Annotated in this window: 2 protein-coding genes; both read right to left on the reverse strand. The window is 61.4% G+C overall.

What is annotated here, in order from left to right:
- Positions 1-72 precede the first annotated feature (72 nt).
- Complete coding sequence (locus tag ACRESJ_RS21680; protein ID WP_431759734.1) at positions 73-792, reverse strand: FadR/GntR family transcriptional regulator; 720 nt, start codon at positions 790-792, stop codon at positions 73-75.
- A 202-nt stretch (positions 793-994) separates the two neighbouring features.
- Positions 995-2,731 carry an IlvD/Edd family dehydratase gene (locus ACRESJ_RS21685; protein ID WP_431759733.1) on the reverse strand — a complete coding sequence of 579 codons (1,737 nt, stop codon included), beginning with the start codon at positions 2,729-2,731 and terminating at the stop codon, positions 995-997.
- Positions 2,732-2,765 lie beyond the last annotated feature (34 nt).

Raw genomic sequence — 2,765 nt, forward strand, 5'->3', positions numbered from 1 at the left:
GCTCCTACCCCTGGAATGCATTCCCCTGTAGGAGCTGCCGCAGGCTGCGATCTTTTGCTTTTGCTTTTCCGGTCAGACCGGATCGCTACCCAACACCACATTCAACGCACTGCGCGCATCATCAAGCTGCACCAGCGTCGCATGCCGCGCACCCAGGGCGTCGCGGTTTTCGATGGCGGTGAGAATGGCTTTGTGCCGTGGCAACGCCAATTCATGCAGGTTCGGTCGTTGGTTGGAGTGTTTCAAGGCTTCGGCGATGGCCACCGACAGCATGTTGCACAAGTTGGCCAGCAAGTCGTTGTGGGTCGCGTCGGCAATACGGCTATGGAAGTCCAGGTCCGGTTGCAGCAAGGCTTCCGGTGTCGGCGCCGCTTCCATGCGTTGATAGGCTTCACCGATGGAGGCGATGTCGTCGTCGGTGGCAAATTGCGCAGCGAGGGCCGCAGCGGCGGGTTCGATGATGCTGCGCACACTGGTCAACAGATTGAAGAATTCATTCTGCGGGCTGCTTTGCATCAGCCAGTGCAACACGTCCGGGTCGAGCATGTGCCATTCACGACGCGGCTTGACCACGGTGCCGACCCGCGGGCGGGAATACACCAGGCCCTTGGCGACCAGGACCCGAGTGGCTTCGCGCAGTACCGGCCGACTGACGGCATATTCCTCGCACAACAGGGCCTCGGCGGGCAGTTTGTCGTCGGGCAGGAACCGTCCCGAGACGATCTGCATGCCCAGTTCCTGGACGATGCGCGAGTGCATGCTTTTACGGTCGGAGGGTTTGCGGTAATCCATGGGGAACGGCGCGGTCCTGTGCGATGGGGTGTCGCGCATGATAACAGGCGCGGCGCGAACTTGAGGCAAGCGTAGATGATCGTTCCCACGCTCTGCGTGGGAATGCCACATCGGACGCTCCGCGTTCGGCTTTAGAAGGAGGGACGCGGAGCGTCCCGGGCTGCATTCCCACGCGGAGCGTGGGAATGATCATGCGCGAAGGTCAGTGAGAGTGACGCGGTACTTCGGCCCCACGGCAGCCAACCAGGAAGTCGAAGTCGCAACCCTGATCTGCCTGCAATACATGGTCGATGTACAGCTGGCGATAGCCGCCTACCAGCAATTGTTGTGGCGGTTGTAAATCGGCCATACGTGCTGCCAGTTCGGCGTCTGGAATGTCCAGGTGCAAACGGCCGCTGGCGCAGTCGAGTTCGATCCAGTCGCCTTCCTTCACCGCCGCCAATGGACCGCCAGCCGCCGCTTCCGGCGCAACGTGCAGGACAACGGTGCCGTACGCCGTGCCGCTCATGCGCGCATCGGAAATACGCACCATGTCCGTCACACCTTGGGCCAGCAGCTTGGCCGGAAGGCCCATGTTGCCGACTTCGGCCATGCCCGGATAACCCTTCGGCCCACAGTTTTTCATGACCAGAATCGAGTTCGCATCCACGTCCAGCTCCGGGTCGTTGATCCGCGCCTTGTACATGTCGAAGTTCTCGAACACCACGGCGCGTCCACGATGTTGCATCAGCTCCGGGGTGGCGGCGGACGGCTTGAGTACCGCGCCCAGTGGCGCCAGGTTGCCGCGCAATACGCAGATGCCGCCATCGGCGCGGATCGGGTTGTCGAGTGTGCGGATCACTTCGTCCTGGCCGTAGATCGGCACATCTTTGGTGTTCTCGCCGATGGATTTGCCGTTAACGGTCAAGGCGTTGGGATTGGGGATCAGGTTGGCTTCGCCGAGACGACGCAGGACGGCTGGCAAACCGCCGGCGTAGTAGAACTCTTCCATCAGGAAACGGCCGGACGGTTGCAGGTCGACGATGGTCGGCATGCCACGGCCGATACGAGTCCAGTCGTCCAGGTCCAGTTCGACGCCGATACGGCCGGCAATGGCTTTGAGATGGATCACGGCGTTGGTCGAGCCGCCAATGGCGGCGTTCACGCGGATGGCGTTTTCGAAGGCTTCCTTGGTCAGGATCTTCGACAGCTTCAAGTCTTCACGCACCATCTCTACGGCGCGCATGCCAGACATGTGCGCCAACACATAGCGACGGGCGTCAACGGCGGGAATGGCCGCGTTGTGGGGCAGGGAAGTACCAAGCGCTTCGGCCATGCAGGCCATGGTCGAGGCGGTGCCCATGGTGTTGCAGGTACCGGCCGAACGGGACATGCCACCCTCGGCGGCCAGGAAGTCGTCAATGGTGATGGTGCCGGCCTTGACCTGTTCGCTCAGTTGCCAGACCACCGTGCCGGAACCGATGTCCTGACCCTTGTGCTTGCCATTGAGCATCGGCCCGCCCGTAACGACGATCGCAGGCACATCGCAACTGGCCGCGCCCATCAGCAGTGCCGGGGTGGTTTTGTCGCAACCGGTCAGCAGCACTACGCCATCAATCGGGTTGCCGCGAATCGCTTCTTCGACGTCCATGCTCGCCAGATTGCGGGTCAGCATGGCGGTGGGGCGCAGGTTGGATTCACCGTTGGAGAACACCGGAAACTCCACCGGGAAGCCCCCGGCTTCGATCACACCGCGTTTGACGTGCTCGGCGATCTGGCGGAAATGCGCGTTGCACGGCGTCAACTCCGACCAGGTGTTGCAGATGCCGATGATCGGCTTGCCATGGAACTGGTGGTCGGCGATGCCCTGATTCTTCATCCAGCTGCGGTACATGAAGCCGTTCTTGTCGGCGGTGCCAAACCATTGGGCGGAGCGCAGGGTGGGTTTCTTATCAGACATGATCGATTCTCTTATTGTATGACTATATTGTTCG

Source organism: Pseudomonas sp. (assembly GCF_050739655.1).
Classification (GTDB): domain Bacteria; phylum Pseudomonadota; class Gammaproteobacteria; order Pseudomonadales; family Pseudomonadaceae; genus Aquipseudomonas.

Excerpts from the sequence above, each read along its gene's own strand:
- ACRESJ_RS21685 (WP_431759733.1), bottom strand. The coding sequence starts at position 2,731 with ATGTCTGATAAGAAACCCACCCTGCGCTCCGCCCAATGGTTTGGCACC.
- ACRESJ_RS21680 (WP_431759734.1), bottom strand. The coding sequence starts at position 792 with ATGGATTACCGCAAACCCTCCGACCGTAAAAGCATGCACTCGCGCATC.